At 61.6% G+C, this 20,778-nt stretch carries 21 protein-coding genes; 15 read left to right on the top strand and 6 right to left on the bottom strand.

The window, feature by feature from the left end:
• Positions 1-17 precede the first annotated feature (17 nt).
• The 10 genes from ACEPP2_RS10115 to ACEPP2_RS10070 all read left to right on the top strand — a co-directional run bounded on the left by ACEPP2_RS10115 (position 18) and on the right by ACEPP2_RS10070 (position 9,130).
• Entirely contained in the window at positions 18-1,079 is a 1,062-nt protein-coding gene (locus ACEPP2_RS10115; RefSeq protein WP_395516645.1) for an ABC transporter permease, read from the top strand.
• Positions 1,076-2,008: an ABC transporter permease gene (locus ACEPP2_RS10110; protein WP_052639513.1), complete on the top strand. Its 933-nt coding sequence runs from the start codon at positions 1,076-1,078 to the stop codon at positions 2,006-2,008. The genes ACEPP2_RS10115 and ACEPP2_RS10110 overlap by 4 nt, the downstream gene beginning before the upstream one ends.
• Positions 2,005-2,838, top strand: a complete 834-nt coding sequence (locus ACEPP2_RS10105; RefSeq protein ID WP_395516517.1) for an ABC transporter ATP-binding protein — start codon at positions 2,005-2,007, stop codon at positions 2,836-2,838. The genes ACEPP2_RS10110 and ACEPP2_RS10105 overlap by 4 nt, the downstream gene beginning before the upstream one ends.
• On the top strand, positions 2,835-3,584 hold the full coding sequence (locus tag ACEPP2_RS10100; RefSeq protein ID WP_395516516.1) for an ABC transporter ATP-binding protein: 750 nt from the start codon (positions 2,835-2,837) through the stop codon (positions 3,582-3,584). The genes ACEPP2_RS10105 and ACEPP2_RS10100 overlap by 4 nt, the downstream gene beginning before the upstream one ends.
• 15 nt (positions 3,585-3,599) lie before the next feature.
• Entirely contained in the window at positions 3,600-4,508 is a 909-nt protein-coding gene (locus tag ACEPP2_RS10095) for a LysR family transcriptional regulator (protein WP_281976444.1), read from the top strand.
• Positions 4,509-4,625: 117 nt separating this feature from the next.
• Positions 4,626-6,143, top strand: coding sequence for an ABC transporter substrate-binding protein (locus ACEPP2_RS10090; RefSeq protein ID WP_395516515.1), 1,518 nt, complete (start codon positions 4,626-4,628; stop codon positions 6,141-6,143).
• 159 nt (positions 6,144-6,302) lie between these two features.
• On the top strand, positions 6,303-7,253 hold the full coding sequence (locus ACEPP2_RS10085; RefSeq protein ID WP_395516514.1) for an ABC transporter permease: 951 nt from the start codon (positions 6,303-6,305) through the stop codon (positions 7,251-7,253).
• Positions 7,250-8,065, top strand: a complete 816-nt coding sequence (locus ACEPP2_RS10080) for an ABC transporter permease (protein WP_395516513.1) — start codon at positions 7,250-7,252, stop codon at positions 8,063-8,065. The genes ACEPP2_RS10085 and ACEPP2_RS10080 overlap by 4 nt, the downstream gene beginning before the upstream one ends.
• A gap of 247 nt (positions 8,066-8,312) precedes the next feature.
• Entirely contained in the window at positions 8,313-8,645 is a 333-nt protein-coding gene (locus tag ACEPP2_RS10075; RefSeq protein ID WP_052639506.1) for a DUF883 family protein, read from the top strand.
• Positions 8,645-9,130, top strand: a complete 486-nt coding sequence (locus ACEPP2_RS10070; RefSeq protein WP_077549791.1) for a hypothetical protein — start codon at positions 8,645-8,647, stop codon at positions 9,128-9,130. The genes ACEPP2_RS10075 and ACEPP2_RS10070 overlap by 1 nt, the downstream gene beginning before the upstream one ends.
• Here ACEPP2_RS10070 and ACEPP2_RS10065 read toward each other — a convergent pair.
• Complete coding sequence (locus tag ACEPP2_RS10065; protein WP_077549790.1) at positions 9,123-9,878, bottom strand: Crp/Fnr family transcriptional regulator; 756 nt, start codon at positions 9,876-9,878, stop codon at positions 9,123-9,125. The two genes, ACEPP2_RS10070 and ACEPP2_RS10065, sit on opposite strands and share 8 nt — an antisense overlap.
• A gap of 171 nt (positions 9,879-10,049) precedes the next feature.
• On the opposite strand from ACEPP2_RS10065, the gene ACEPP2_RS10060 reads away from it, so the two are divergent.
• Positions 10,050-10,370 (top strand): hypothetical protein, encoded by a 321-nt coding sequence (locus ACEPP2_RS10060; protein ID WP_077549789.1) that lies wholly within the window; start codon positions 10,050-10,052, stop codon positions 10,368-10,370.
• Here the strand turns inward: ACEPP2_RS10060 and ACEPP2_RS10055 are convergent.
• Together ACEPP2_RS10055 and ACEPP2_RS10050 are read right to left on the bottom strand one after the other, a co-directional pair.
• A complete protein-coding gene (locus ACEPP2_RS10055; RefSeq protein WP_052642188.1) occupies positions 10,367-10,924 on the bottom strand; it encodes an RNA polymerase sigma factor in 558 nt (185 codons plus the stop codon). The genes ACEPP2_RS10060 and ACEPP2_RS10055 overlap by 4 nt on opposite strands.
• Before the next feature lie 2 nt (positions 10,925-10,926).
• Entirely contained in the window at positions 10,927-11,106 is a 180-nt protein-coding gene (locus ACEPP2_RS10050) for a NepR family anti-sigma factor (protein WP_077549788.1), read from the bottom strand.
• Positions 11,107-11,273: 167 nt separating this feature from the next.
• On the opposite strand from ACEPP2_RS10050, the gene ACEPP2_RS10045 reads away from it, so the two are divergent.
• Complete coding sequence (locus ACEPP2_RS10045) at positions 11,274-12,068, top strand: response regulator (protein WP_052639501.1); 795 nt, start codon at positions 11,274-11,276, stop codon at positions 12,066-12,068.
• A 313-nt stretch (positions 12,069-12,381) separates the two neighbouring features.
• Positions 12,382-13,362 (top strand): sensor histidine kinase, encoded by a 981-nt coding sequence (locus ACEPP2_RS10040; RefSeq protein ID WP_395516512.1) that lies wholly within the window; start codon positions 12,382-12,384, stop codon positions 13,360-13,362.
• Positions 13,363-13,588: 226 nt separating this feature from the next.
• Here the strand turns inward: ACEPP2_RS10040 and ACEPP2_RS10035 are convergent, their stop codons facing one another.
• The 3 genes from ACEPP2_RS10035 to ACEPP2_RS10025 form a co-directional block, all read right to left on the bottom strand.
• Positions 13,589-14,512, bottom strand: a complete 924-nt coding sequence (locus ACEPP2_RS10035; RefSeq protein ID WP_281976451.1) for an ABC transporter permease — start codon at positions 14,510-14,512, stop codon at positions 13,589-13,591.
• Positions 14,505-15,515, bottom strand: coding sequence for an ABC transporter permease (locus tag ACEPP2_RS10030; RefSeq protein WP_077549786.1), 1,011 nt, complete (start codon positions 15,513-15,515; stop codon positions 14,505-14,507). Before ACEPP2_RS10030 ends, ACEPP2_RS10035 begins: the two co-directional genes overlap by 8 nt.
• 148 nt (positions 15,516-15,663) lie before the next feature.
• On the bottom strand, positions 15,664-17,373 hold the full coding sequence (locus tag ACEPP2_RS10025; RefSeq protein ID WP_395516511.1) for a peptide ABC transporter substrate-binding protein: 1,710 nt from the start codon (positions 17,371-17,373) through the stop codon (positions 15,664-15,666).
• Between the two features lie 317 nt (positions 17,374-17,690).
• Here ACEPP2_RS10025 and ACEPP2_RS10020 point away from each other — a divergent pair, with 317 nt between their 5' ends.
• On the top strand, positions 17,691-18,854 hold the full coding sequence (locus ACEPP2_RS10020; protein ID WP_395516510.1) for a M20 aminoacylase family protein: 1,164 nt from the start codon (positions 17,691-17,693) through the stop codon (positions 18,852-18,854).
• Positions 18,855-18,883: 29 nt separating this feature from the next.
• On the top strand, positions 18,884-20,731 hold the full coding sequence (locus ACEPP2_RS10015; RefSeq protein WP_395516509.1) for an ABC transporter ATP-binding protein: 1,848 nt from the start codon (positions 18,884-18,886) through the stop codon (positions 20,729-20,731).
• The last annotated feature ends 47 nt before the right edge of the window (positions 20,732-20,778 follow it).

Here is a 20,778-nt window from a genome sequence, read left to right as displayed (position 1 = left end):
CGGGTCGAACCTTGGCTATTTCTGACACCAATGCGACGCTCCGGCACGGCGAGAGCCGCGCCAGGCGTCGCGGGCTGGCGATCCTCGGCTTCCTGCTGACGGTCGCCACCACATTCCTCGGCCTGCTTGCCGTCACCTTCTTCATCGGCCGCGTCGTGCCGATCGATCCGGCGCTCGCGATCGTCGGTGATCGTGCGCCGGCGCATGTGGTCGAACGGGTAAGGCTGGAGCTCGGCCTTCACCTTCCGCTCTACCAGCAGTTCTGGATCTACCTGAAGCAGGCGCTATCCGGCGATTTCGGCACCTCGGTCCTGACCACCAACCCCGTGCTCACCGACATCAAGCGGGTGTTCCCCGCGACGATCGAGCTTGCGACGGTCGGCACGATCATCGGTGCGGTCCTGGGCGTGCCGCTTGGCGTGCTCGCGGCGGTCAAGCGTGGCTCCATCATCGACCAGATCGTCCGGGTGATCGGCCTCGTCGGATACTCGGTGCCGATCTTCTGGCTTGGCCTGCTCGCACTGCTCCTCTTCTACGCGAAGCTCAACTGGGTCGCCTATCCAGGCCGCGTCGATATCGTCTACGAATACAGCTTCACCCCAGTCACCGGGTTCTTCATCCTGGATGCGGCCATGCAGCGACAGTGGGACGTGCTCTGGGACCTGTTCCGGCACATCATCCTTCCCGGCTCGCTGCTCGGCTATTTCTCGCTCGCCTATATCAGCCGCATGACCCGGTCGTTCATGCTGAACGAGCTCTCACAGGAGTATATCGTTGCCGCGCGGGCGAAAGGCCTGTCAGAGGCGAGGATCATCTGGTTCCACGCCCTACGCAACGCGGCGGTCCCCCTCGTCACCGTAATCGCACTCTCCTATGCAGGTCTTCTCGAAGGCTCTGTACTGACGGAAACGATTTTCGCCTGGCCGGGGCTTGGGCTCTACATCACCAATTCACTGCAGAATGCGGACATGAACGCCGTGCTCGGCGGGACCGTGGTCATCGGCTCCGTCTTCGTCGGCATCAACCTTCTGTCCGACCTCCTCTACCGGACGCTCGACCCAAGGACGCGCAGCCGATGAGCATTGCCGAGACACCTCCCAGACCCTACAGCCGCGAGTGGCTGCTGTCGGACAGGCCGTCGTCGCGCCGGCAGGCGCGGCTCGGTCGCGCCTATGTCATCTGGCGGCGCTTTTCGGAAAACCGCCTCGCCCTTCTCGGTCTGCTGATCCTGCTCGCGCTGCTGTTCGTGGCGGCGTTCGCGGATGTCCTTGCTCCGCACAATCCGTTGCAGGGCGATCTGCGAAACGCCCGGCTGCTGCCGCCGGGCGCCGATGGCTATATCCTCGGCACGGACGACCAGGGCCGTGACATCCTCTCGCGCCTGATCCACGGTTCGCGCCTGACGCTGCTGGTGGTGGTGCTGGTCGCGGTCATCGCGGCACCTGTCGGACTGATCGTCGGTACGGTCTCCGGCTATGCCGGCGGATGGGTGGACGCCGTACTGATGCGGATCACCGACATCTTCCTCGCCTTTCCGAAGCTGGTGCTGGCGCTTGCGCTCGTTGCGGCGCTCGGACCCGGCATCGAGAATGCGATCCTGGCGATCGCCGTCACCTCCTGGCCACCCTATGCACGCATCGCCCGGGCGGAGACGATGACCTTCCGCAACTCTGAGTTCATCTCCGCCGTGCGGCTGATGGGAGCATCGCCGTCGCGGATCGTCCTGCGTCATGTCATGCCTCTCTGCCTCTCGTCACTGATCGTCAGGGTGACGCTCGACATGGCCGGGATAATTCTGACGGCCGCCGGCCTCGGTTTTCTGGGACTAGGCGCCCAGCCGCCGCTGCCGGAATGGGGGGCGATGATCGCCTCCGGCCGCCGGTTCATTCTCGACCAGTGGTGGGTGGCCGCCATGCCCGGATTTGCCATCCTGATCGTCAGCCTCGGCTTCAATCTGCTCGGCGACGGACTGCGTGATGCGCTTGATCCGAAGGAGGCAGGGCAATGACGCCGCTCCTGAGCGTGAAGAACCTGCAAGTCAGCTTTCCAACGCGCGCCGGACTGGTCAAGGCCGTTCGCGGGGTCTCCTTCGAACTCGGCCGTGAGCGCCTGGGGATCGTCGGGGAATCGGGCTCCGGAAAGTCGCAGACCGGCCGCGCCATCATGGGGCTGACGGCGCCGCAGGCGGTGATCAGCGCGGACCGATTGACCTTCGCGGACGAGGACCTGCTGCGGTTGTCGCTCAAGGAGAGGCGTCGACTGCGCGGCAGGCGAATGGCCATGGTCCTGCAGGATCCGAAATACTCGCTGAACCCGGTGATGACGATCGGACGCCAGATCGTCGAGACCCTGCAGACGCACGAGGATATCGGCCGGTCGGACGCGAAGGCGAGGGGGCTCGCCATGCTGGAGGCAGTACAGATCAATGATCCGGAGCGGGTCTTTACCCTTTATCCACACGAGGTCTCGGGCGGGATGGGCCAGCGGGCGATGATCGCCATGATGCTGATCTGCGGGCCGGAACTGCTGATCGCCGACGAGCCCACGTCCGCACTCGACGTGACCGTCCAGATCGAGGTGCTCGGTATCCTGGACAAGCTTGTGGCCGAGCGCGGTATGGGGCTGATCTTCATCAGCCATGACCTGCGCCTGGTCTCAACCTTCTGCGACCGGGTACTCGTCATGTATGCGGGGCGGGTCGTCGAGGAGCTTTCGTCGGCCAATCTGCATGCGGCGAAGCATCCCTATACGCAAGGCCTGCTGAACTGCCTGCCACAGATCGGCGAACGTCGCCATCCACTTCCCGTACTGGAGCGAAAGCCGGAGTGGGCACTATGACGACGGCCCTTTCCGTACGCGACATGACAGTCGTCTATGACGGGTTCGCGGCTCTCGACCGGGTGAGCGTCGACGTCAGTCACGGCGAGTCCTTTGGCATCGTCGGGGAGTCGGGGTCGGGGAAATCCACCCTGCTGCGGGCGGTCACCGGGCTGACCCGCTTCCAGGAGGGAAGCCTGACGGTGGATGGCCGCAGCTATGACGGCCGGAAACGCGACGCGGGTTTTTACCGCACCGTCCAGATGGTGTTCCAGGATCCCTACGGCTCACTGCATCCGCGTCAGACGGTGGACAGGCTGTTGCTGGAGCCGCTGGTGATCCACGGTTTCGACGAGGTCGACCGGCGTATTGCAAGGGCCCTGGATGAGGTAGGGCTCGGATCCGGTTTCCGCTTCCGGTATTCGCACCAGCTTTCAGGCGGGCAGCGGCAGCGCGTCGCCATCGCCCGGGCGTTGATCGTCGAGCCGAAGATACTGCTTCTTGACGAGCCCACCTCGGCGCTTGACGCGTCCATTCAGGCGGAGATCCTGAACCTGCTCGAACAGGCCCGCCGCGACCGGCACCTCACTTTCGTCATGGTCAGTCACGATCTCGGCGTCATCAGCCACATGTGCGAACGGGTAGCGGTGATGAAGGGGGGAGAAGTCGTGGAAACAGTGCCTGTGGAGGCGCTGGAAAGGCGCGAATTCTCGCAGGACTATACACGCCGGCTGTTGACGGCGAGCGAGGGCTTTCGTCGTGACTGACGGGAGGCCAAGGGAATGAACCTTCGCGCCCTCATGTACTTCGACGAAGTCGTCCGTACCAACTCGATGCGCGCGGCCGCGGAGAACCTCAATGTTGCCGCGACCGCGGTGAGCCGCCAGATCGAAAACCTGGAAGAGCATTTCGGCGCCCCACTCGTCGAAAGGAACAATCGCGGTATCCGGCTGACGGCGGCCGGCCGGCTGCTCGCGGATCGAGCAGGAAGGACCTTGCGCGAACTGGAACATGTCCATCAGCTCATCAACGACCTGCAGGGTCTGGAGGGTGGTAAGGTCGTCATCTACGCCAACGGCGCCACGGTCGCCAACGTCATCGCGCCGGTGCTGGCGCAATTCAGTCTTCGTCATCCGAAGCTGAGGTTCGAAGTAGCAATCACCAGCGCCCGGCAGGCGATCGAGGCGCTTGGCTCCGGCGATGCCGATCTTGCAGTCTCCTTGTTTGCCCCATCGACCGCCGGGGTGAAGCTCCGGCTGCGTTCCGAGATCGTCTATGATGTCATTATCAACGCCAACCACCCTTCAGCAAAGGCGAGCGACATCACCCTGGAGCAACTGGCGCGAATGCCGCTCGCCCTGCCCGAACGCGGCTTTGCGGCTCGCCAGGCGATCGAGGATATCTTCGGCCACGAGAAGATCGATCTCGATCCGGTCTTTGTCAGCAGTTCTGTCGAGATGCTGAAGGAACTGGTCCTGCGCGGCGCTGCGGTGACCTTGCTCCCTGCGCTCTCCGTCCAGCGGGAGATAGAAGGTGGCCTGCTGGCTGCGGTGCCGGTCGCGGAGGGGAAGGCCGTCCACACATCGATTGATCTCTGCGTGTCCTCCGATCGGCAGCTGTCTCACGCGGCCAACGCGCTGGTTGAGTTCATAGAGGAATACATGGCTCAAGCCCGACAAACCCAAATCTAGCATCGGACGCTATGCTGTGTAGCCATTTTGGCAACGCCTGTGCTTCTTTCTTACTATTGTGTGTTCGCTGGCGAAATGTCATATGCCTCTGGTTCTTTCCAGTTGGAGGCTTGACCAATGCCTACTCGTTCCAAGATCGTCGCAGCGACGATCAGCGCCTGCATCGCAACGGCAGCATTGGGCGCGGGTGCGCCCCGTGATGCGCTTGCCGCTCCGAAGACATCGGTCACCATCGGCATGTCGGTCGAGCCGACGGGTCTTGATCCGACCATTGCCGCACCTGTCGCGATCGGACAGGTCACCTGGCAGAACATTTTCGAGGGGCTGACGACCATCGACCGGGACGGGCAGGTCCAGCCCCAACTGGCCGAAAGCTGGGAAATCTCCGAGGACGGGCTGACATATACATTCAAGCTGCGGACGGGCGTCACCTTCCATGACGGCGAAGCCTTCGATTCATCCGTCGCCAAGTTTACGATCGAGCGGGCGCGCGGGGAGGATTCCGTCAATCCGCAGAAACGCTATTTTGCGACGGTCGAATCCGTCGAAACGCCTAATGCGCAGACGCTTGTGCTGAAGCTTTCGAAGCCCACCGGCAGTCTTCTCTACTGGCTGGCATGGCCGTCCTCCAGCATGGTTGGCACCCGCTCAGCCGAGAACAACAAGACGACGCCGATTGGCACTGGCCCGTTCAAGTTCGTCAGCTGGGCTAGGGGGGACAAGGTAGAGCTGGCGCGCAATCCGGACTATTGGAACCCCGAAGCCGCAGCCCGGCTGGAAACGGCTGCCTTCCGCTTCATGTCGGACCCCCAGGCGCAGGCAGCAGCGCTGAAGGCAGGGGATGTGGACGCATTCCCTGAATTCGCGGCACCTGAACTGATGCAGAGTTTCGATGGCGATGAGCGGCTGACTACGGTCATCGGCAATACGGAACTGAAGGTCGTCGCCGGCATGAACAATGCCCGCAAACCCTTCGATGACAAGCGCGTGCGTCAGGCCCTGATGATGGCGCTCGATCGCAATATGGTGGTGGAGGGCGCCTGGTCCGGCTTCGGCACGCCGATCGGAAGCCACTATACGCCCAATGATCCGGGCTATGTCGACCTGACCGGCACTCATCCCTATGATCCCGAGAAGGCAAAAGCCCTGCTGGCGGAGGCGGGGTTCGCAAACGGCCTGAGCTTCACGATCAAAGCGCCGCAGATGGCTTATGCGCAGCGGACCTCGCAGATCATGCAGGCCATGTTTGCCGAGATCGGCGTGACGATGAACATCGAAACCACCGAGTTTCCCGCCAAGTGGGTGTCAGACGTGCTGAAGGCGGCGGACTACGAGATGACGATCGTCGCCCATGCCGAGCCGATGGACATCGACATCTATGCCCGTGACCCATACTACTTCAACTACAAGAACCCGGCCTTCAACGCGGTGCTGGACAAGGTACAGCAGACCAGTGACGCCAGCGAACAGGCAGCCCTCTATGGAGAGGCGCAGACAATCCTGGCGGAGGACGTCCCGGCGCTCTATCTCTTCGTGATGCCGAAGCTGGGCGTCTGGGACCGCAAGCTCAAGGGCCTGTGGGAGAACGAGCCGATCCCTTCGAATGTGCTGGCGGAGGTCTATTGGGAGGAGTGAGTGCCGAGGTTCCGGAATGACTGACAGCCGCTCCGTGGTGCTTCAGATTAGGCAGGTGGCTGGATTTCATTCACCTGGCTCTGCGTGGGGGATGTTTGGGGACAGCACCTTCAGCGTCAGGAGCGATCTCGGTGCCAGACGGCTGGCCGCCCAGCGATCATGACCGGCCTTGTCGCCCGCCGCTTTGCCGGCCTGATCCTGACGCTTGTTGTCGTGTCGGTGTTCATCTTCACGGTGATGGACCTGCTTCCGGGAGACCCGGCCTCGATCATGCTCGGCACCTCGGCGAGCCCCGACACGCTGGCGGCACTACAGAGGGAGCTGGGACTGGATCGACCGCTTCCGCTCCGCTATGTGGAGTGGCTTGGTGGTGTGCTTCAAGGCGATCTCGGCGTCTCGTACACCTATGGGGTGCCGGTCGCCGGCCTGATCGGCGAACGCCTTGCGGTGACGCTGCCGTTGGCATCCATGGCCATCCTCGTGTCACTGGTCATCGCCATCCCGCTCGGGGTGCAGGCAGCACGGAACCACCATCGATCCGTGGACCTCGCGGTTTCCCTGTTTTCCTATGCCGGCATTGCAGTTCCTTCATTCTGGTTCGGGCTGCTGCTGATCATGTTCTTTGCGACTGGCCTCGGATGGTTTCCGGCGGGCGGGTTTCCGGGTTGGAGTGACGGCTACGCGACCGCCTTCCGGGCGCTCCTGCTGCCGGCACTTGCGCTCGCCCTGCCGCAGGCCGCAGTGCTGACGCGCGTAACCCGTTCGGCGATCCTCGATGTGCTTGCCGAGGATTACATCAGGACGGCCCGCGCCAAGGGGTTGAGCGAGCGGGCGGCCGTCTGGCGGCACGCCCTCCCGGCTTCGCTCGTGCCGATCGTCACCGTCCTCGGCCTGCAGTTCACCTTTCTGGTTGCGGGTGCTGTCCTGGTGGAGAATGTCTTCAATCTCCCGGGCCTCGGCCGTCTCGCCTTCCAGTCACTGTCCCAGCGCGACGTCATCGTCATGCAGGATGTGGTGCTGTTCTTCGCGGCACTCGTCATCATCGTCAACTTCCTCGTGGACATCCTTTATCTCGTCATTGACCCCAGAATGCGGGTGGCAAGCCAATGAGCCGTGCCATGCTTCGTCGACCGCTGCTCCTTGCTGGGCTGGTGTTGACCACGGCTTTGTCGCTGGTTGCCATCCTTTCTCTGTTCTGGACGCCGTTTTCTCCGGCCAAGATGCAAATCGCGTCGAGGCTGAAATCTCCCTTGGAGTATGGCTTGCTTGGCACCGACCAGTTCGGGCGTGATGTTGCCTCCCTGCTAATGGCAGGAGCGTGGAACTCCCTTTCTACGGCGGCTGCGGCGGTCGCAATCGGAGCCAGCATTGGAACCTTGGTTGGACTTACCGTCGCGGCACGCGGCGGGTGGCGGAGCGCCGTCGTGATGCGGGGATGCGACATCATCTTCGCGATTCCTCCGATCCTGTCGGCGATGATGCTGGCGGCTTTCCTTGGGGCAGGGCAATTTACAGCCATCATCGCCATCGCCGTCTTCATGGTCCCGGTCTTCGCCCGCCTGACGCTCGGTGCGGCGACGCAGATCTGGACATTGCCATATGTCAGTGCAGCCATCGGCATGGGTCGGGCGGAGTGGAAGATCACGCTCGTGCATGTGCTTCCCAATATCGCGGGGCAGATCATTGTACAGGTGACGATCCAGTTGGGGCTCGCGATCCTTACGGAAGCCGGCCTCAGCTTCCTGGGGCTCGGCATGGCGCCACCCGCTCCGAGCTGGGGAAGGATGCTGGCAGATGCCCAGACCTATGTCGGCCAGGCGCCGTGGCTGGCGTTGCTCCCGGGATTGGCGATCTTCCTCTCGGTTCTCGGATTCAGCCTTCTTGGGGACGGCCTACGGGATCATCTCGATCGCCGCTCTTGATGGTCGGGAACTTTTTCTGGAACAAAACCGCCTTGAGCCCATTCACCGCTTGCAGCGCGGAGGGGGCGAGCCGCGCGTGCCACGGTTGCGTTCGCCTCAGGAGGTTCCTATGAAAGGGTATTCTTCTGTGGCTGGTTGGGTTTCCCCATCCCCGCGATAATCTTGCTCTAGCTCTTCGGCTTTCGTCGAGACGGCCGAAGAACTGCGCCGAATGATTTTCTTGCCGAGACGATAACAGGAGTAAGTGATGGCACCCGTCAATACCCCGAACGAGCCGATGGGCTCTTCCGCATCCCGGAGCGATATCGAGGCCCAGCTCCAGCAGCTTCGCGATGATATCGCAAATCTCGCACGTACCGTTGCTGCGGTAGGCTCCGACAAGGCCGGCGATTACCGCAATCGCGTGCGGAAGGCGACCAATGATGCCACAGATGTCTCCATGCAGATGGTAGAAGCCGCGCGCGACCAAGCTCTCTCCCTTGAGAAGGACCTTGAAGGCAAGATCCGCACGAACCCGCTGCAGGCGGTGGCCATGGCCGCGGGCGTAGGCTTCCTGATCGCTCTGCTGGTCCGCCGCTGATGCTCTCCGGACTGGCACCGCTTCTGGCATCGGTGGCAGCGATCGATGCGGCGGCCTTCGTGAACCGTCTGCGGCGCAATGCCGTTTTGTACGCGCTGATGCTGCTCTTCGTGCTGACGGCCTATGGTGCCCTGGTAGCAGCAGCGGCTCTTGCGATCGCGCAGCACCTCGGGACGGTGGGGGCGTTGCTCACCATCGCCGGAGGCGGTCTCTTCGTTGCACTGGTCATCTTCCTCATCGCAGGATCCATGGCACGCGCAGAAGAGAGACGAAAGCGGGAGGCTGCCGCAAACAGCGGTGGTCGCGCTCTGATGATCACGGCGGGGCTCTCTGCCTTGCCGATCCTCGTTCGCTCGCGTCCACTGGCCGCGCTTGCAATTGCAGGCGGGTTGGGTTTTCTCGCGATGCGCAGCATGGACATGATTGCGCCAATGATGGGCAAGCGCGAGGGAAACCCTCCGCGCCACGACATGCCGCCTAGATGAAAGGCCGGGCTCCCTCCTTCGGAGGGCGCCATTCCGCCGCTCGATAAAGACCTGCGGCATCGATGATCTCGCAGCCGCGGTCGAGCCAGCGCACAAGCCCCTGATCCATCAGCTTTCTCAAGGTCTTGTTGGTGTGGACGAGTGACAGGCCCAGTGTATCCGCCACATGCTGCTGGGTCAGCGGCAGTTGGCGAAGCTCTGTGTGGGAGGCTACAGCCGCCTGCGCGCGTGCATCCAGGAAGGCAAGAAGATAGGCGGCGCGCTCGTATGCGCTGCGCCGGCCGACGCTCAGCAGGTGCTCGTCCAGCATGGACTCCTCACGCGCGGCAATCCAGGTGATGTCGAAAGCCAGTGTCGGCTGGCTGCGAAAAAGTTGCGGGAACCGTTCCCTTTCGAAGGTGCAAAGCGTCATCCGGGTCAGTGCTTCCACCGAATGCTGCATCTCCTTCATGACGTTGCCCTGCAGGCCGATCATGTCACCCGGCAGAACATAGTTAAGGATCTGGCGCCTGCCGTCCTCAAGGATCTTGTAGCGAAAGCCCCAGCCACTCAGCACGGTGTAGAGCGAGGGATTACGCTCCCCTTCAACCATGATCGCCATGCCCGGCTCGGCTGGCGTCTCCGCGACCTTGAAGCTCGCGACGAAATCAAGCTCGTCTTCGGTAAAGTCCCGGAAAGAAGGGCGTGGCCGCAGCGGACACTGCTGGCACGGGATGCGCGGCGGTACGGCAGGCTTGGATATGGCCATGATGAATCACGTGTGGCGAGGTAACCGCTCCTAGCTTATCGCGGACCGACGCACTGTGTCTTTTTTAAATGACCGTGATTTTTCCTGCTCCCATAGAGGTTCTTTCGGAAGGAGAGGGCGATTCCGTCGATCCCGACTATCCTGATTGCAGAACGGGAATATCTTGTCGCGATGGAGGCCGAGCGCATCCTCGCCGAGGCGATGCCGTGCGAGATCCGGATCGCAACGCCGACCGAACTCGGCACTCTGCTCGACCAGGACCTGTTCGAACTGCTGGTGCTGGATGTCGACCTGCTGGGAGAGGTTGCGCCATTGGTCAGACGCCGGCAGGACTCCGGCACCCGGGTCATCCTGACCACGCTCATGGCAGAGGATCTTGCCCGGGTGGACGAGTTACCGGGTTCCGCGGCGGTCGCGAAACCCTTCTTCGGGGACGAGCTTGCGGCAGCGGCACGCGCCGCCTTCCCGCTGGTACCGGAGCTGGATCACTAACTCCCGAACGCACGAGCCGTGATTGCGGCGTGCCCAGCGTCAGGGCCGAAGTCACCCTCGCCCGAAACGCCTAGCAGTTCCTGCAGACGGGTACGCGCCCGGCTGACGCGGCTCTTGATGGTACCGACGGCGCAGCCGCAGATGGTTGCCGCTTCTTCGTAGGCAAATCCCGCTGCACCGACGAGGATGATTGCCTCGCGCTGGTCGTCTGGAAGAGTATCGAGAGCCTTGCGGAAGTCCTGCAGATCCAGCCGTCCGTACTGTTCCGGGTGAACCGAAAAGCGTTCGCTGAACAGCCCGTCAGTGTCCTGAACCTCGCGACCGCGCTTGCGCATCTGGCTGTAGAACTCGTTTCGGAGAATTGTGAAGAGCCATGCCCGCATGTTCGTACCGGCCGTGAAGCTGGTCTGGTTGGCCCAGGCCTTCATGATCGTGTCCTGAACCAGATCGTCCGCCTTGTCGTGGCGCCCCGTCAGGGAAACTGCAAAGGCACGGAGATTCGGCAGGGATGCGAGAAGGTCGCGCTTGAATCCGCGATCATCGTTCTCGGTCATCGTCATTTCACCTTAACCGACTGCGCGTTGCGCTCAGCAGTCTCAAGCTTCTCGAGAAGATCGAGAAACCTATCAGGAATGCCCTCTTCCTGCACAGCGTCGTAGAACTCACGCAGCTTCCGGGAGATCGATGCGTTCGGCGGCATCGATCCGGGTTTCATGTCATGCGGGGAAAGGGTCATGTCTTGCTTTTTTCTGTTGTCGTCACTCATCACGCCGGCAGCCTGTTGCGATATCGTGAGGAAACAATGCGGCAACGGAAAAAAAGTTCCACCCCTTGCGGAACTTTTTTTCCGGCACCACGTTCTTCCCACGTAATTGCCCGCCGGGCGACAGGGGAGAATTCTGTATGTCACTTACTACACGCGTTGCGTCACACCTTCCGTACTTGCGCCGTTATGCACGTGCCGTCACCGGATCCCAGACTTCCGGAGACGCCTATGTGGCCGCCGTACTGGAAGCGTTGATCGCGGATGTCTCGATCTTTCCCGAAACGTCCAAGGACCGTGTTTCGCTTTACAAACTATTTGTCGCGATCTTTGGTTCCACATCGATCGAAATCCGGCCCATCGAATCCCCCTTCGCCTGGGAACAGCGTGCGGCTGCGAATCTTTCTTCGCTGCCGTCGATGGCTCGCCACGCCTTCCTTCTCGTTTCCGTAGAAGGCTTCACAATTGAGGAAACGGCGGAAGTTCTGGATGTCAGCGTCCAGAAGGCCACCGAACTTCTCGATGAAGCATCGAGAGAGATCTCCCGCCAGGTCGCGACCGACATCATGATCATCGAGGACGAGCCGCTTATTGCGCTCGACATCGAGCAGATGGTCCAGGAACTCGGCCATCGCGTCACGGGTATCGCCCGTACCCACAAGGAAGCAGTCGACCTCTTCCAGAGCTCGAAACCGAAGATGGTGCTGGCCGATATCCAGCTTGCCGACGGAAGCTCCGGGATCGACGCGGTCAACGAGATCCTGAAGACCTCCACGGTGCCGGTCATCTTCATCACCGCTTTCCCGGAGAGGCTGCTGACTGGCGAGCGTCCGGAGCCCGCCTTCCTGGTGACCAAGCCCTTCAACCCGGACATGGTAAAGGCGCTGATCAGCCAGGCTCTGTTCTTCAACGAGACCGTCAAGGCGGCTGCTTGAGCAGGTGCCGAGATCTGCCGCTCGCCGATTGGTGATGCGTCTGCCGGTGGAATTCCTCCGGCAGCAGATTTCCAGCCTTTTTATTTTTTGAGCGTAAATCATTTGAGTGGGGAACCCATCGAGCGTCTCCCCATTCACCCCTGGCTCCTCGGAGACAGATTGGCGGGTTGTTGCCCCGGTTGCCAGTCTCTATAAGGACAAAGGCAGGTCGGGAAAGTGCGCGGGTGTTGCCGGTTCTTTCCTTCAAGTTGGACGAGGTGAGAAATTGGTGCATCCGCTGACATGGCAGCGAGCTGGTCAGAGTGATGACAAGTTGCGAGAGTTTCTGCTGCCTGCGTTGGTCGATCTCGGCGCCAGCGTCATCATCCAGGATGCTCGCCACGATTATCTTCTCGTCGCTAACCTTCCAGAGGTATGGCTTCCGGATGGCTGGGAGAGCGGCACGCTCGCCTCACCCACCGACAACAATCTCTTCGGAGCAGAAGTTGCCGCGCGCCTGACGTCGCTGAAGGCGGAAATGCTCGAGGCCGGCCAGAAAGGCCAGCTTGAGGTGATGGTCGGGGCGGAGCAATTTTTCGAGTTCCGGATTCAGGCCGTGGAATTCGCTCATGGCGGGCTTCACCTGGTGACGACCATCGTGGACCGCTCGGAAGAGCGGCATCGCGAGCGTCTCCTGCGGGCGCTGTTGCGCGAGGTGAGCCACCGGTCGAAAAACCTGCTCGCGATCATCCAGAGCATAGCGCTGCAGACTGCGCGCTATTCGGGATCGTTAGATCTCTTCCTTCACAAGTTCCGCGGACGGCTCTATTCGCTGTCGCAGTCACAGGACCTGATCACGGATTCGAGTTGGCGCGGGGCGTATTTCTTCGACCTCGTGCAGCAGCAGACCGAGAAGTATCTTCCGGAGAATCGGGATCTGGTGAGCGTCAGGGGGGCCAATCTTCTGCTGAGCCCCAATGCGTCGCTTCATCTGGGGCTGGCGCTGCACGAATTGATCGTCAACGCAGTCAGCCACGGCTCGCTGTTGCGCAGCAGCCTGCCAATCGAAGTGTCCTGCACGCGAAAGCGCATTGACGGCCATGACATGGTGCAAATGGTCTGGAATGAGCCGCTTTCGCTCGCCGCAGACGAGAAAAATGACCCGCAGGACATGAAGGCGCATTTCGGCAGCACCGTCCTTGAGCGCGTGGTTCCCGCATCGGTCAACGGGAAGGCCGAATATATCATCGCTAAAGACCGCATTTCCTACCACCTGACCTTCCCGCTGGAACTAGGCGTGACCGACGAAGGCTGAAGTCGCTCATACAGGAGAGGGTGTCCTGAGCCAGATGCAGAATTGGCCCGGTTCCAGGGGAACCGAGCCAACTCATCTCTTCGAGGGGGACTGAAGAGTATGTCTGGAAGCTTTGTAGGGCGGGGGACGGGGGGTGCTTCCAGACATCCACATAACGACCATCTCTCCGGAACGTTCCTCTCGTCTGAAGATATTTTCGTTTTTTTTCGGCGGGCCCGGAATCTCGTCAGCGCTTGAGCGTTCGAGGGTCAAGCGCGTCACGAATTGCGTCACCCATGAAGTTGACGCTCAGGACCGTCAGCGAGATAGCCAGCCCCGGCCAGAGTACGCGTGAGGGTGTGAGCTGCATGAAGTTGGCACCGTCATAGAGCAACCGCCCCCAGGTCGGAAAATCGGACGGAAAGCCGAGACCGAGGAAACTCAGCGCCGATTCGGTGATGATCGCCGATGCGATGCCGAGGGTGGCAGAGACCATGATGGAGCTCAGCACGTTCGGCAGGATGTGACGTAGGATGATGCGATGTTCGCGCATCCCGCTGCTCTTGGCGGCAGTGACGAATTCCTGGCTCTTCACCGCCAGCACGTCGCCGCGGACGATGCGGGCGGTGTGCATCCAGCTGGTGATGCCGATGACGAAGACGATCAGGATGAATATGCCGGTCTCCGGTCCGAACGAGGCCCGCAGCGTATCGCGAAAAAGCATGATGATGACGAGCAGCAGTGGCAGTAGCGGCAGGGCAAGGAAGAGATCGGTCACCCGCATCAATGGTCCGTCCAGCCGCCGGAAGTAGCCGGAGAGCAAGCCGACCAGCGTTCCGAGAAATAGGGCCAGCAGCATTGCGGTGATGCCGACGGCGAGGGATATGCGCCCGCCGGCGAGCACCTGTGCCAGCATGTCCTTGCCGAGATTGTCGGTTCCAAAGGGATGCGCCAGAGAGGGCCACTGGTTCTTGTCGCGGATGTTGATCGCGTTCGGTGCGACGGTGTGGATATAGGGTCCGACATAGACCGCCAGGACGATGAAGACGAAGACGCCAAGGCCGATGACACCGCCCCTGTGGGCGCGGAACTGTCTCCATATGTCGCGGGCGGCGGAGCGGGCCGGGCTTTCGGCCTTTGCCGGAACTGCAGGGAGTACCGTGTCAGTCATACCGGATCCTCGGATCGAGAATGCCGTAAAGTACATCGGCAATCAGGTTGAAGAGGACGATCAGCACCGCGAAGATGAAGGTCAGTGTCTGGACCAGCGGAATGTCTGCGCCCTGAATGGCGATGATCAGCAGCTGGCCGAGGCCGTTCACGCGGAAGATCTGTTCGGTAATGATGGCGCCGGAGAAGATAGTCGGCACGCCGAGCGCAATGACCGTCACTACGGGTATCAGGCTGTTGCGGAGCACGTGTACAAGCAGCACCGCCTTTTCCTTCACGCCCTTGGCGCGGGCGGTTCGCACGTAGTCCTGATGCAGGTTGTCCAGCATCGAGGCGCGGACGAAGCGGGCGATCTGGGAGGCGTTGTAGAGCGCCAGTACGGCGACCGGCAGCGCCATCTGCCGCATCTGCGCGACGAAGCTCGAGAAGTCCGTGACCCGGAGATTGGTGTCGTAGACGGAGGGAAACCACTGCAGGTAGGAGGAGAAGATGACGATCAGCAGGACGCCGGTGAAGAAGGTCGGCACGGAATAGCCGACCATGGAGACGAAGGTGCCGATCTGGTCGAAGATGGAATACTGCTTGTAGGCGGAGATCACGCCGATCGGAATGGCGATCAATATGCCGAAGAGATAGGCGAGGCCGACCACCCACAGCGTCTGCGGCAGGCGCTGGACGATGAGATCGACGACCGGGCTTCGCGTCGCCCATGAAAGGACCCGCATGCGCTCGCCATCGCCGAATTGCCAGCCGGTCATGCTTTCCAGGATGTTCAGCGGTTCGTTGATGAAGAACTGCTGCAGCCAGCGGAGGTAGCGAACAAGGAAGGGCTGGTCGAGGCCGAGCGAGGCGCGGATCTGCTCGCGAACTTCCGGCGGGATGGTGAGTGGCAGGTCGCCTGTAGGGTCGTTCGGTGCAAGGTCGAGCAGCGCGAAAATGACAAAGCTGATGACCAGCAGGGTCGGGATCGCAAACAACAATCGCCGCAGCGTGTATGTGAACATCGATGCTCCCCGGACTGCAACTTGGTGCCCGCTTCGGGGTCTTCAAGGCTGCAGGTTTTCTGAAACTGCGACCATCGCCGGGGCGCTCCGGCGATGTGCCAGCGCAGAAGGGATGCCGGGGGCTCATGCTGGAAACCCCGGCCGCTCCTTACTTCTTGCGATGCCAGTCGGCGATGTTCCAGACCTGGGAGTCCCAGGAATTCATGAGGATGCCGTCCAGGGTAACCGCGAATGACGACTGGTCGCCGCGATGGACAAGCGGAATATGGGCGCCTTCTTCGGTCAGCATGTCGTTGAGCTGCTTGGCAAGTTCCGCCCGCTTGTCGAGATCCGATGTCCGGGACAGTTCGCCGACGAGCTTGTCGTACTCGGGATTGCAGTAGCGGGGGATGTTCTGACCCTGCCAGCCATTCTCGGGCGACGGCATCTTGTCGCACAGCCACTCTGCCAGATATTTCTCCGGATCAGTTCCGTCGAAGTTGTTGGTATACATTTCGACGTCGGCATAGAACTTCTGGAAGGTGTCGGGGCTTGCTGGGTCGCCGCCGAAGAAGACCGAGGCGCTGGCATTGCGGAGTTCCGCATCGACGCCGATCTCCGCCCACATCGCCTTGACCAGTTCCTGCGTCGCCTGACGGACCGAGTTCGTGGAGGTCTGGTAGAGGAAGGAGAGGCGGACGCCATCCTGGGCGCGGATGCCATCGGGACCGCGGGCCCAGCCGGCATCGTCGAGCAGCTTGTTGGCCGCTTCGATATCCTGCTTCAGGCACCAGCTGTCATTCTTGGTGGAGGCGACTGCTTCGGGCGCCGGCACAATGTTGCAGGTGGGCTTGCCCGACTGACCGTAGCCCGCTTCGACGATGATGTCGCGGTCTATCGCCAGCGACAGCGCGCGGCGGACGGCGGGATCGCTCAACGACGGATGCGGACCGGCTTCCTTCGTCGAGCGCTTGTCGCCGAGGGCGGGATCCGGATTGGTGAAATTGATGTTGATGCGTTCGACCTGGGTGCCGAAGGAGATCTCCAGTCGGCCCTTGCCGGCGGCCATCATCGCCTCCAGCACTTCCGGCTCGACCTGGGCGTTCCACGCATAGTCAAACTCACCGGTTTCGAGCACGGCGCGCGCGGCTGAAGCTGCGTCGCCTCCGCCCTTCAAGGTAACGGAAGCAAAGGCCGGCTTGTCCGGATCGCGATAGTTCGGATTGGCTTCGAACGTGATCACGTCGTTTGGCTTGAAGTCCGTGACGACGAAGGGGCCGGTGCCGACTGGCTTGAAGTTGTCATCCGTGCAGCCGGGGGCTTTGGCTCCAAGGCAATCCTTGAACTGCGCGGCCTGGATGATGGGTGACTGGGCGCCGACAAAGGCGCTGTAGGGATAAGGCTTCGGTTCTTCGAAGGTCACCTTGACCGTCTGAGGATCGACCGCTTCGACGTTCTTCACCCCTTCATACTGGGCGCGCTGGGCACAACCGCCATCCGGTGCCGTGCAGTATTTCCAGGTAAAGACGACATCATCGGCCGTGAAGGCAGACCCGTCCGACCATTTCAGGTCGGGCATCAGCTTCCATGTCATGCTGAGCAGGTCTTCCGAAATGCCGCCGTTCTCCAGCGTCGGGATCTCCGTCACCAGCCAGGGAACGAGCTCGCCCTTCTCGTCGTAGCGGGCCAGCGGCTCGATCACCATCGACGAGGCATAGACTTCCTTGGTGCCTGCCGACAGGAAGGGGTTCATGGTGGACACTGCCTGCCAGAACAGGATCTTGAGCTCACCGTCGGCGCCTCGCTCCGCATGGGCAAGCGATGTCGAAAGTGCCAAGCATGCTACAGTCCCCGCAAGCAGGGTATTGAAGGTCTTCATGCTGCTGTCCCCTTATGTTTATCGTTAGGGTTGTGATCGGTCCGGCCGCCAGTTCCCGGCTGGTATCACTGCCGCTGCAAATTCGATCTTATAAGTCGTTGGTTTCGCAGACGGCGGTCTCGTATCCTCCTTGAGGTAGAGCTGATGGTCGCGTGGCTGGTCATGCACTCCCAGTTGTGCCTGACCAAATTTTGGGCCATCTAAGCATAGGCCTATTTTGCGTTCAAGCGCGAAAATTGACGCTTGCCAAGACCCGGTCTGGCTGCACAGTATCCACCACGAACAGTCGGAAATGATCAAACAAGAACGGGGTTTGCATGCCTGTCCTCAATCGCGCCGCTGAAATGCAGGAAGTCGTTGCGAGTTGGCGGCGTCATCTGCACGAGCACCCGGAGATACTCTACGACGTGCACCAGACGGCAGCGTTTGTCGCTGACAAGCTCCGGTCGTTCGGGTGTGATGTCGTCGAGACCGGCATCGGCCGCACGGGCGTCGTCGGTATCATCAAGGGACGTTACGGTGAGGGGAACGTGATCGGTTTCCGAGCCGACATGGACGCGCTACCGATCCTGGAGACGAGCGGGAAGCCATGGACATCGAAGACGCCGGGAAAGGCACATTCCTGCGGCCATGATGGCCATACCGCCATGCTCCTTGGGGCGGCGCAATATCTGGCAGAAACCCGCAACTTCAGGGGCTCCGTGGCAGTGATCTTCCAGCCTGCGGAAGAGGGCGGCGCGGGAGCGCTCGCCATGGTCCAGGACGGCTTCCTCGAGAAGCACAACATCAGCCAGGTCTACGGGATGCACAACTCGCCCGGCCTGCCTCTCGGGCAGTTTGCGATCCGCAAGGGCTCGGTCATGGCTGCGGCCGATACATTCGAAATCACCGTCACCGGGCGCGGCAGCCATGCGGCGCAACCCCATCTTTCCGTCGATCCGGTGCTGACGGCTGGTCATATCGTGGTGGCATTGCAGTCGATCGTGTCCCGGCAGACCGATCCGCTGAAGTCGCTCGTAGTCACCGTCGCCTCCATCCATGGCGGGGATGCCAACAATGTCATCCCCGATACCGTCAGCCTGGGCGGGACAGTACGCACGCTTCTGCCCGAGACGCGAGATTTCGCAGAAAAGCGGCTGAAGGAACTGGTCCAGGCGACGGCGCTTGCGCATGGTGCAACGGCCGATATCGCCTACCGCCGCGGCTATCCGGTGACCTTCAACCACGAGGCGGAAACGGAGTTCGCAACCGGGATCGCCGCAAAAGTCGGCGGGCCGGGCTCGGTGGACACGGATATGGCGCCGCACATGGGTGCCGAAGACTTTTCCTACATGCTTGAGCGGAGGCCAGGCGCGTTTATCTTCATCGGCAACGGCGATACTGCCAGCCTCCACAATCCGGCCTACGACTTCAACGACGAGGCGCTCCCCTACGGCATCAGCTACTGGGTCAACCTTGCCGAGACGGCGCTGGCCGCCTGACGTCGCAGCCCCCTGACAGGGAGAGTGGAATGTCTCTCGCGGAAACCTCCACGGAAGGACCCGGCGAAGCAGCGGGGACGGTGCTTTCGGTGCGTGACCTCAGCACCTCGTTCAAGGTCGAGAACCGGTGGCAGACCGTTGTCCGCAACGTCTCCTTCGACGTTGGTCCGCGGGAGACGGTCGCCATTGTCGGCGAATCCGGATCTGGCAAGAGCGTCACCTCGCTGTCGATCATGCGCCTTCTGCCGAAGGCTTCCAGCCGGATCGAGGGCAGCGTCCGACTTGCGGGCCGTGAGCTGTTGACGCTGCCTGACGAGCAGATGCGGCAGGTTCGCGGCAATGAGATCTCGATGATCTTCCAGGAGCCGATGACCTCGCTCAACCCGATCTTCCCGATTGGCAAGCAGATCGCTGAGGCACTGACGGTTCACAGAGACATCAGCAGGGCAGATGCGAAGTCCGAGGTCGTCCGGCTACTCGAAAAGGTGCGAATCCCGAATGCAAAGAGTCGTTACGACGAGTTTCCGCACCAGTTCTCGGGAGGCATGCGCCAGCGCGTGATGATCGCGATGGCGCTGGCGTCGAAGCCGAAGCTGCTCATCGCCGACGAGCCGACGACGGCGCTGGACGTGACCATCCAGGGACAGATCCTTGATCTCATCAAGACACTGCAGGACGAGGAGGGGATGTCTGTCCTCTTCATTACCCATGACATGGGTGTCGTTGCCGAAGTCGCGGATCGGACCATGGTCATGTTCCGTGGCGAAGTGGTGGAGTCCGGCGCGACCGGCGACATATTCCACCGAGGCCAGCACCCGTATACGCGAGCGCTGCTTTCGGCTGTACCGCGTCTCGGTTCCATGGTGCAGCGGACGCTCCCGCAGCGGTTTCCGCTCATCGACGTGAAGACGGGAGAGCAGCAGATCCAGGTGGATGTGACCGACACCGTCTCGCGTCGCAAGACTCCGATCCTCCAGGTGCGCGACCTCACCACCCGTTTCGATATCCATTCCGGGCTTTTCGGCCGCAAGACAGGTGCTGTCCATGCCGTCGAGAAGGTGTCCTTCGACCTCCTCGAGGGCGAGACGCTGTCGCTGGTGGGCGAGTCGGGTTGCGGCAAGTCCACCACCGGAAGATCGATCACGCGGCTGATTACCCCCACGAGCGGCCAGATCATGATTGACGGCTTCGATGTGATGAGCCTCGACAAGCACGCGCTGCGGACGATGCGGCGGTCGATCCAGATGGTTTTCCAGGATCCCTTCGCAAGCCTTAATCCGCGCATGAGCATCGGCTCGGCGGTCATGGAGCCTTATGTCGAGCATAGCCTCGGTTCCAAGCAGCAGGCACGCGACAAGGCGGCGGATCTTCTGGAGAAAGTGGGGCTGTCGGCCGAGATGATGCGGCGCTTCCCGCACGAATTCTCCGGCGGGCAGAGGCAGCGTATCGCGATTGCGCGGGCGCTGATGCTCGATCCGAAGGTGATCGTCGCGGACGAGGCGGTTTCGGCGCTCGATGTCTCCATCAAGGCGCAGGTCTGCAACCTGTTGCTCGACCTGCAGCAGAGCCTGAAGCTCGCCTATCTGTTCATCAGCCACGACATGGCCGTCGTCGAGCGGGTCAGTCACAGGGTCGCCGTGATGTATCTCGGCGAGATCGTCGAGATAGGCCCCCGGGCCGCCGTCTTTGAGAACCCGCAACATCCCTATACGCGCAAGCTGATGGCGGCAGTGCCGATCCCCGATCCTTCTCGGCGGGGTCTCAAGCGAAACATATCCACCGATGAGATCAAGAGCCCCATACGCCCGGTAGACTACGTGCCCCCTGCCCGACATTACAGGGAAGTTTCGCACGGACACCTGGTGCAGGTTTCCTGATTGCTGGTCTCTCCTTGCCGTTTGGCGGGGGATCGGCAAACATGGGA

The organism is Pseudorhizobium flavum (genome assembly GCF_044142885.1).
Taxonomy (GTDB): Bacteria; Pseudomonadota; Alphaproteobacteria; order Rhizobiales; family Rhizobiaceae; genus Neorhizobium; species Neorhizobium flavum.
This window is presented reverse-complemented; position numbering and strand designations above follow the sequence as displayed.

What these genes read in the sequence shown, in the direction of transcription:
- ACEPP2_RS10110 (WP_052639513.1), top strand. Translation starts at nt 1,076, where the DNA reads ATGAGCATTGCCGAGACACCTCCCAGACCCTACAGCCGCGAGTGGCTG.
- ACEPP2_RS10105 (WP_395516517.1), top strand. Translation starts at nt 2,005, where the DNA reads ATGACGCCGCTCCTGAGCGTGAAGAACCTGCAAGTCAGCTTTCCAACG.
- ACEPP2_RS10100 (WP_395516516.1), top strand. Translation starts at nt 2,835, where the DNA reads ATGACGACGGCCCTTTCCGTACGCGACATGACAGTCGTCTATGACGGG.
- ACEPP2_RS10095 (WP_281976444.1), top strand. Translation starts at nt 3,600, where the DNA reads ATGAACCTTCGCGCCCTCATGTACTTCGACGAAGTCGTCCGTACCAAC.
- ACEPP2_RS10090 (WP_395516515.1), top strand. Translation starts at nt 4,626, where the DNA reads ATGCCTACTCGTTCCAAGATCGTCGCAGCGACGATCAGCGCCTGCATC.
- ACEPP2_RS10085 (WP_395516514.1), top strand. Translation starts at nt 6,303, where the DNA reads ATGACCGGCCTTGTCGCCCGCCGCTTTGCCGGCCTGATCCTGACGCTT.
- ACEPP2_RS10080 (WP_395516513.1), top strand. Translation starts at nt 7,250, where the DNA reads ATGAGCCGTGCCATGCTTCGTCGACCGCTGCTCCTTGCTGGGCTGGTG.
- ACEPP2_RS10075 (WP_052639506.1), top strand. Translation starts at nt 8,313, where the DNA reads ATGGCACCCGTCAATACCCCGAACGAGCCGATGGGCTCTTCCGCATCC.
- ACEPP2_RS10070 (WP_077549791.1), top strand. Translation starts at nt 8,645, where the DNA reads ATGCTCTCCGGACTGGCACCGCTTCTGGCATCGGTGGCAGCGATCGAT.
- ACEPP2_RS10065 (WP_077549790.1), bottom strand. Translation starts at nt 9,878, where the DNA reads ATGGCCATATCCAAGCCTGCCGTACCGCCGCGCATCCCGTGCCAGCAG.
- ACEPP2_RS10060 (WP_077549789.1), top strand. Translation starts at nt 10,050, where the DNA reads ATGGAGGCCGAGCGCATCCTCGCCGAGGCGATGCCGTGCGAGATCCGG.
- ACEPP2_RS10055 (WP_052642188.1), bottom strand. Translation starts at nt 10,924, where the DNA reads ATGACCGAGAACGATGATCGCGGATTCAAGCGCGACCTTCTCGCATCC.
- ACEPP2_RS10050 (WP_077549788.1), bottom strand. Translation starts at nt 11,106, where the DNA reads ATGACCCTTTCCCCGCATGACATGAAACCCGGATCGATGCCGCCGAAC.
- ACEPP2_RS10045 (WP_052639501.1), top strand. Translation starts at nt 11,274, where the DNA reads ATGTCACTTACTACACGCGTTGCGTCACACCTTCCGTACTTGCGCCGT.
- ACEPP2_RS10035 (WP_281976451.1), bottom strand. Translation starts at nt 14,512, where the DNA reads ATGACTGACACGGTACTCCCTGCAGTTCCGGCAAAGGCCGAAAGCCCG.
- ACEPP2_RS10030 (WP_077549786.1), bottom strand. Translation starts at nt 15,515, where the DNA reads ATGTTCACATACACGCTGCGGCGATTGTTGTTTGCGATCCCGACCCTG.
- ACEPP2_RS10025 (WP_395516511.1), bottom strand. Translation starts at nt 17,373, where the DNA reads ATGAAGACCTTCAATACCCTGCTTGCGGGGACTGTAGCATGCTTGGCA.
- ACEPP2_RS10020 (WP_395516510.1), top strand. Translation starts at nt 17,691, where the DNA reads ATGCCTGTCCTCAATCGCGCCGCTGAAATGCAGGAAGTCGTTGCGAGT.
- ACEPP2_RS10015 (WP_395516509.1), top strand. Translation starts at nt 18,884, where the DNA reads ATGTCTCTCGCGGAAACCTCCACGGAAGGACCCGGCGAAGCAGCGGGG.